This is a genomic window from Streptomyces sp. NPDC029674 (assembly GCF_044903205.1).
Taxonomy (GTDB): Bacteria; Actinomycetota; Actinomycetes; order Streptomycetales; family Streptomycetaceae; genus Streptomyces.
In genome coordinates, this window is the sequence record NZ_JBJDPY010000018.1 from 141,915 (window position 1) to 148,779 (window position 6,865).

Consider the following 6,865-nt stretch of genomic DNA (forward strand, 5'->3'; position numbering starts at 1 on the left):
AGATGAAGGCCGTCCAGTACCGCAGCGCCGGCGCCGCCCCCGAGGTCGTCACCGTCCCGCGGCCAGATCCGGGCCCGGGCCAGGTGCTCCTGAAAGTCACCGCCGCGGGCGTCTGCCACTCCGACATCGCCGTGATGAGCCGGCCGGCCGAGGCCCTCGGCTTCCCGCTGCCGCTCACCCTCGGCCACGAGGGCGCGGGCACCGTCGCCGCGCTGGGCGAGGGCGTCACCGGGCTCGCGCCCGGCGACTGCGTGGCCGTGTACGGACCGTGGGGCTGTGGCACCTGCACGATGTGCGCGCAGGGCAAGGAGAACTACTGCACGCGCGCCGCGGAGCTGGGCATCCGCCCGCCCGGACTCGGCGCGCCCGGCGCCATCGCCGAGTACATGATCGTGGACGACCCGCGCCACCTCGTCCCGCTCGACGGCCTCGACCCCGTGACCGCCGTGCCGCTCACCGACGCGGGCCTCACCCCGTACCACGCCATCAAGACGTCGCTGCCCAAGCTGACGCCCGGCAGCACGGCCGTGGTCATCGGCACCGGCGGGCTCGGGCACGTGGCGATCCAGCTGCTGCGCGCGCTGACCCCGGCGCGCGTGATCGCCCTCGATGTCACCGAGGAGAAGCTGCGCCTGGCCCGTGAGGTCGGCGCCCACGAGGCCGTCCTGTCCGACGGGGCGGCGGCGGGCACGGTGCGCGGGCTGACGGGCGGCCTGGGCGCCCAGGCCGTGTTCGACTTCGTCGGGGCGCCGCCCACCGCCGCGACGGCGGCCGCGTGCGTCGCGGTGGAAGGGGACGTCACGATCGTCGGCATCGGTGGCGGCACCGCGTCGGTCGGCTTCGGCACGACCCCGTACGACGCCGCGTTCCGCGCCCCCTACTGGGGCAGCAGGGCCGAACTGATCGAGGTCCTGGACCTGGCCAGGTCCGGCGTGATCGACGTCCACGTGGAGACGTACGCGCTGGACGACGCCCCCACGGCGTACGAGCACCTGCACGCGGGCAAGGTCAACGGCCGGGCGGTCATCCTCCCGAACGGTCAGCCGTAGATCCGGCCGCTCGAAAAAAATCTGGCCGACGATGTCGAGAATCCGTGACCGGCTCCGTCCCCGGTGTGAACGCGACAACAATGGGTCGCACCAGCACCGAGGAGAACACCATGGCCAAGTACCTGCTCCTGAAGCACTACCGCGGCGCCCCGACGGCGGTCAACGACGTGCCGATGGACCAGTGGACGCCGGAGGAGATCACGGCGCACGTGCAGTACATGCAGGACTTCGCGGACCGCCTGGAGAAGTCCGGTGAGTTCGTCGACGGTCAGGCGCTCGCCCCCGAGGGGACGTTCGTGCGGTACGACGGCGAGGGCCGGCCGCCGGTCACCGACGGCCCGTTCGCGGAGACGAAGGACCTCATCGCGGGCTGGATGATCATCGACGTCGACAGCTACGACCGCGCCGTCGAACTGGCCGGTGAGCTGTCCGCCGCCCCCGGGGCGGGCGGGAAGCCGATCCACGAGTGGCTCGAGCTGCGCCCCTTCCTGTCCGCGCCGCCCACCATCACCGAGTGACGCGCCGCGTGACCGCTGAAGTGGACGAGGCCCTGCTGAGAAGCCTCACACCCACCGTGCTCGCCGTCCTCGTCCGCCGCGGAGCCGACTTCGCGGCGGCCGAGGACGCCGTGCAGGACGCCCTCGTCGAGGCTGTCCGCGTCTGGCCCGCCGACCCGCCGCGCGACGCGAAGGGCTGGCTGGTCACCGCGGCCTGGCGCAAGTTCCTCGACGCGGCCCGGGCGGACACCGCCCGGCGCCGCCGCGAGGGCCTCGTCGACGAGGAGCCGGCGCCCGGCCCCGCGCCCGCGCTGGACGACACGCTCCAGCTCTACTTCCTCTGCGCCCACCCGTCGCTCACACCGTCGTCGGCGGTCGCGCTCACGCTGCGCGCCGTCGGCGGTCTCACCACCCGCCAGATCGCCCGGGCGTACCTGGTGCCCGAGGCGACCATGGCGCAGCGGATCAGCCGGGCCAAGCGCACGGTCTCCGGCGTGCGGTTCGACCGGCCCGGCGACGTCGCCACCGTGCTGCGCGTGCTCTACCTGGTCTTCAACGAGGGGTACTACGGAGACGTCGACCTCGCCGCCGAGGCCATCCGCCTCACCCGGCAGCTGGCCGCCGCGATCGACCACCCCGAAGTGGCGGGACTGCTCGCCCTGATGCTGCTCCACCACGCCCGGCGGGCCGCCCGCACCGCGCCCGACGGCAGCCTCGTGCCGCTCGCCGAGCAGGACCGCGGCCGGTGGGACACCCGGATGATCGCCGAGGGTGTCGGCATCCTGCAGACCGCCCTCTCGCGCGACCGCCTCGGCGAGTTCCAGGCCCAGGCCGCCGTCGCCGCGCTCCACGCCGACGCGCCCACCGCCGAGGAGACCGACTGGGTGCAGATCGTCGAGTGGTACGACGAGCTCGCGCGCCTGACCGACAGCCCGGTCGTCCGGCTCAACCGCGCGGTGGCCGTCGGCGAGGCGGACGGACCCCGCGCCGGCCTGAAGGCCCTGGCGGCCCTGGACGACTCGCTGCCCCGCCACACCGCCGTGGCGGCGTACCTCCACGAACGCGACGGCGACCCGACGACGGCGGCACGCCTGTACGCCGAGGCCGCCGCGAAGGCCCCTACCCTCGCCGAACGCGACCACCTGACCCGCCAGGCCGCCCGCCTCAACGCCCGCGAACGAGGGTGACGCCACGCCCGCCCGCACACCTCACTCAGGCTGCAGCCACACCGTGGCCAGCGGGGGCAGCGTCATGCGCAGGCGGGCCGGGAAAGCCCCGGCCGCCTCCTGCTCCGGTCGCAGCGGGCCCTCGTTGCGCACGTCCCCGCCGCCGTAGTCGGCCGCGTCCGTGTTCAGCGTCTCCCGCCACGTGCCCACCGCGTCCGGCACCCCGACCGCGTAGTCGTTGCGGATCACGGGTGAGAAGTTGCTGACGGCCAGGAGCGGGGTCCCGTCGGCGGCGAAGCGCAGGAACGACACCACGTTGTCGTGGGCCGCGTCCGCATCGACCCAGGCGAAGCCGGCGGGCACCGTGTCCTGTTCCCACAGCGCGGGTGTCGCGCGGTACCGGTGGTTGAGGTCCCGCACCAGGCGCAGCACACCGCCGTGGTCCGGTTCCGCCGGGTACGACGGGTCCAGCAGCCCCCAGTCCGGGCCGTGGTCCGGCGACCACTCGCCGCCCTGGGCGAACTCCTGGCCCATGAAGAGGAGTTGCTTGCCGGGGTGGGCCCACATGTAGGCCAGGTAGGCGCGGTGGTTGGCGCGCTGCTGCCACCAGTCGCCCGGCATCTTGGACACCAACGCGCGCTTGCCGTGCACGACTTCGTCGTGCGAGACCGGCAGGAGGTAGTTCTCGCTGTACGCGTAGACCATCGCGAAGGTCAGCTCGTTGTGGTGGTACTGCCGGTGCACGGGTTCGTGCTGGATGTACTCCAGGGAGTCGTGCATCCAGCCCATGTTCCACTTCAGGCCGAAGCCGAGCCCGCCGAAGCCGTCGTGGCCGACGTGGTCGGTGGCCCGCGTGACGCCGTTCCACGCGGTGGACTCCTCGGCGATGGTGACGACGCCGGGGCACCGGCGGTAGACCGTCGCGTTCATCTCCTGGAGGAACGACACCGCGTCCAGGTTCTCCCGGCCGCCGTGTTCGTTGGGCGCCCACCGGCCGTCCTCGCGGGAGTAGTCGAGGTAGAGCATCGAGGCCACGGCGTCCACCCGAAGGCCGTCGATGTGGAACTCCTCGCACCAGTAGACCGCGTTGGCGACCAGGAAGTTGCGCACCTCGCGGCGGCCGTAGTCGAAGGTGAGCGTGCCCCAGTCCGGGTGTTCGGCGCGCCGCGAGTCCCCCGGCTCGTACAGCGGGTACCCGTCGAACTCGGCGAGCGCCCAGTCGTCCTTGGGGAAGTGCGCGGGGACCCAGTCCACGATCACACCGATGCCCGCCCGGTGCAGCGTGTCGACGAGGTGCCGGAAGTCGTCCGGCGTGCCCATGCGGGAGGTCGGCGCGTACAGACCGGTGACCTGGTACCCCCACGATCCGCCGAACGGATGCTCCGCCACCGGCATGAACTCCACGTGCGTGAAGCCCGCGTCGGCCACATAGGCCGTGAGCTCATCGGCCAGCTGACGGTAGGTCAGACCCATACGCCAGGACGGAAGGTGAACCTCGTACACCGAGAAAGGTGCCTGGTGGACCGGGCGGTCCGCCCGGTGCGCCATCCACTCGTCGTCCGCCCACACGTGGGTCGACCGGGTGACCACGGACGCGGTCGCCGGCGGCGTCTCCGCCAGGCGCGCCATCGGGTCCGCGCGCAGGGTGTGCGTGCCGTCGGGGCGGGTGATGTCGAACTTGTAGCGGTCCCCATCGCCGATGCCGGGCAGGAACAGCTCCCACACCCCGGACGACCCCAGCGAACGCATCGGATAGGCGGCGCCGTCCCAGTGGCAGAAGTCCCCGCACACCCGCACACCTCTGGCGTTGGGCGCCCACACCGTGAACCGGGTGCCGACGACGCCCTGATGGGTCATCGGATGCGCCCCCAGCGCCTTCCACAGCTCCTCGTGCCGGCCCTCGCCGATCAGGTGCAGATCGAGTTCGCCCAGCGCGGGCAGGAAGCGGTAGGGGTCCTGGACCTCGGTGTCCCGGCCGTCGTACCTCACCCGCAGTGCGTACGCGGGAATCGCCGGGAGCGGCAGCACGCCCGAGAACAGCCCGTCTCCCACATCGTTCAGCCGCGCGCTCCGCCCGTCGACGACGACCGTCACCGCCTGGGCGTACGGGCGCAGCACCGTGAACGCCACGCCCCCGGGTACGGGATGCGCGCCGAGCACCGCGTGCGGGTCGTGGTGGGTGCCCGCGAGCAGGCGTCCCCGGCTCTCCTCGTCGAGCGGCGCCTCGGACACGTGCCAGTCCTGGCGGGGGCCGGCGTCGACGACGGGAGCCGTGTCGAGCAGCGGGGTGCGGAGGGTGACCGTGGGGTCGGGGGTGGACGTATCGGCGATGACCACGGGATCAGGTCTCCTCTGAGCGGGTGAAGGGCGGTCGGCCGGGGAAACCGGCAGGTGCGGGCGGCAGGAGGTCGAGCGAGGTCACCGGCCTTCCGCAAGACGGGCGATCGCCGCCATGGGCACGGGCAGCCAGTCCGGACGGTGCCTCGCCTCGTACAGCGCCTCGTAGACCGCCCGGTCCGTCTCGTAGGCGCGCAGCAGCTCGGACTGTCCGCGTGGGTCCCACACCGCCTCGGCCGCGTAGCCCGCGCAGTAGGCGTCCCGGCAGCGCTGGGCCCATTGGGGCTGCCAGGGCCGCCTGGCGTGGGCCGCGTAGTCGAAGGAGCGGAGCATGCCCGCGATGTCGCGGACGGGGGCCTGGGGGCGTCTGCGTTCGGCGATCGGGCGGGCCGGCTCACCCTCGAAGTCGATGACGAACCAGCGCTGCCCGGCCCGCAGGACCTGCCCGAGGTGCAGGTCTCCGTGGATCCGCTGCGGCGGCCGGCCCAGGCCGCGCGCCGCGACGGCGTCGTACGCGGCCCGCAGCCGTGACACGTACGGAACGAGCGCGGGCACCTGACGGGCGGTGGTGTCGAGGCGGGTGGTCATCGCGGCGGCGAGCAGCCGGCCCCCGTGCCGGTCCGCGGGTCCTGGCGCGAAGACCTGGGCCAGCGCCAGATGCACTTCGGCGGTGGCGCGCCCCAGTTCGTACGACTCGTCGGTGAAGTCCCGGCCCGCCGCGAGGGACTGGAGGGCCAGCGTCCAGCCGTCCGTCGCCCCGGGCAGGAACGGCTGGAGCACTCCGAGCGTCGTCCTGCGCGGCTCGTTGGTCCAGAACCAGGCCACGGGAGCGGGCACGCGGGCGCACCCTTCACGGGCCAGCGCCCACGGGACTTCCAGGTCCGGATTGACGCCGTACTGCACACGGCGGAACAGCTTCAGAATGTAGGAATCGCCGTAGACCAAAGAGGTATTGGACTGCTCGCCGTCCAGGATGCGCGGCGTGAGGCCCGAGGGCACCACGGTCCGCGCGTCACCTTCGAAGCGCAGCGGGCCTGCCGTGCCCGGGGTGCGGAGGCGTTCGAGGAGCAGCGCGGCCGACCGGGGGTCGTGGAGGGCGTCGTACACCGTGAGCCCGGCGAGGGGACCCTCGCTGGGGCGGCCGATGACGGCGTGGTGGAGGCGGGACGGCAGCTCCTCGCTCACGCCGAGGAGCAACTGGTAGCAGTCGTCGCGCGACCCGGCGTGCCCGGAGCTGATCAGCAGGTGCAGGCAGCCGGGGTGCAGTTCGGTCATCGACACCACGGCCAGGTCCGTGACGGGCAGCCCCTTGCCCGCGAACCACCGCTGCTGGGGCAGCCACTCCTGGAGTACGCCGGCCAACGACGTGAGCAGCAGCGGGGGGCTGAGGCTGCTGCCCCGCGACTGCGTTGCGGTCTTGAGCATGCGACACGTCCCTTCAGAGGCGCACGGCGAGGTCCGCCGGTCGGCGCGGGTGGAGGTCGTTGCACAGCCGGAACCAGTAGAAGCCGTGGCCCGCCAGTGTCAGCAGGTAGGGCAGCTCACCGATGGCCGGGAAGCGCACCCCGCCGATGAGCTCCACGGGGTGGCGTCCGTCGAATGCCTGCAGATCGAGTTCGGTGGGCTGCGCGAAGCGGGAGAAGTTGTGCACGCACAGCACGAGGTCGTCCTGGTACTCGCGCAGATAGGCGAGGACCGCCGGGTTGGACGACGGCAGTTCTGTGTAGGAGCCGAGTCCGAACGCCGGGTTCTGCTTGCGGATCTCGATCATGCGCCGCGTCCAGTGGAGCAGGGAGGACGGGGAGGACATGGAGGC

At 72.6% G+C, this 6,865-nt stretch carries 6 protein-coding genes; 3 read left to right on the forward strand and 3 right to left on the reverse strand.

What is annotated here, in order from left to right:
* Window positions 1–2: 2 nt before the first annotated feature.
* The 3 genes from ACI2L3_RS33345 (at window position 3) to ACI2L3_RS33355 (ending at window position 2,733) form a co-directional block, all read left to right on the forward strand.
* Window positions 3–1,049: an NAD(P)-dependent alcohol dehydrogenase gene (locus ACI2L3_RS33345; RefSeq protein WP_404756147.1), complete on the forward strand. Its 1,047-nt coding sequence runs from the start codon at window positions 3–5 to the stop codon at window positions 1,047–1,049.
* 110 nt (window positions 1,050–1,159) lie between these two features.
* Window positions 1,160–1,567 carry a YciI family protein gene (locus tag ACI2L3_RS33350; RefSeq protein WP_404756140.1) on the forward strand — a complete coding sequence of 136 codons (408 nt, stop codon included), beginning with the start codon at window positions 1,160–1,162 and terminating at the stop codon, window positions 1,565–1,567.
* A 20-nt stretch (window positions 1,568–1,587) separates the two neighbouring features.
* Window positions 1,588–2,733, forward strand: coding sequence for an RNA polymerase sigma factor (locus ACI2L3_RS33355; RefSeq protein WP_404756148.1), 1,146 nt, complete (start codon window positions 1,588–1,590; stop codon window positions 2,731–2,733).
* Window positions 2,734–2,754: 21 nt separating this feature from the next.
* Here ACI2L3_RS33355 and glgB read toward each other — a convergent pair whose 3' ends face one another.
* From glgB to ACI2L3_RS33370, 3 genes are all read right to left on the reverse strand, one after another.
* Entirely contained in the window at window positions 2,755–4,944 is a 2,190-nt protein-coding gene (gene glgB / locus ACI2L3_RS33360) for a 1,4-alpha-glucan branching enzyme (RefSeq protein WP_404756149.1), read from the reverse strand.
* A 186-nt stretch (window positions 4,945–5,130) separates the two neighbouring features.
* Window positions 5,131–6,474 (reverse strand): maltokinase, encoded by a 1,344-nt coding sequence (locus tag ACI2L3_RS33365; protein ID WP_404756141.1) that lies wholly within the window; start codon window positions 6,472–6,474, stop codon window positions 5,131–5,133.
* Between the two features lie 13 nt (window positions 6,475–6,487).
* The coding region (locus ACI2L3_RS33370) for an alpha-glucosidase C-terminal domain-containing protein (RefSeq protein WP_404756142.1) at window positions 6,488–6,865 on the reverse strand (378 nt) is incomplete at its 5' end.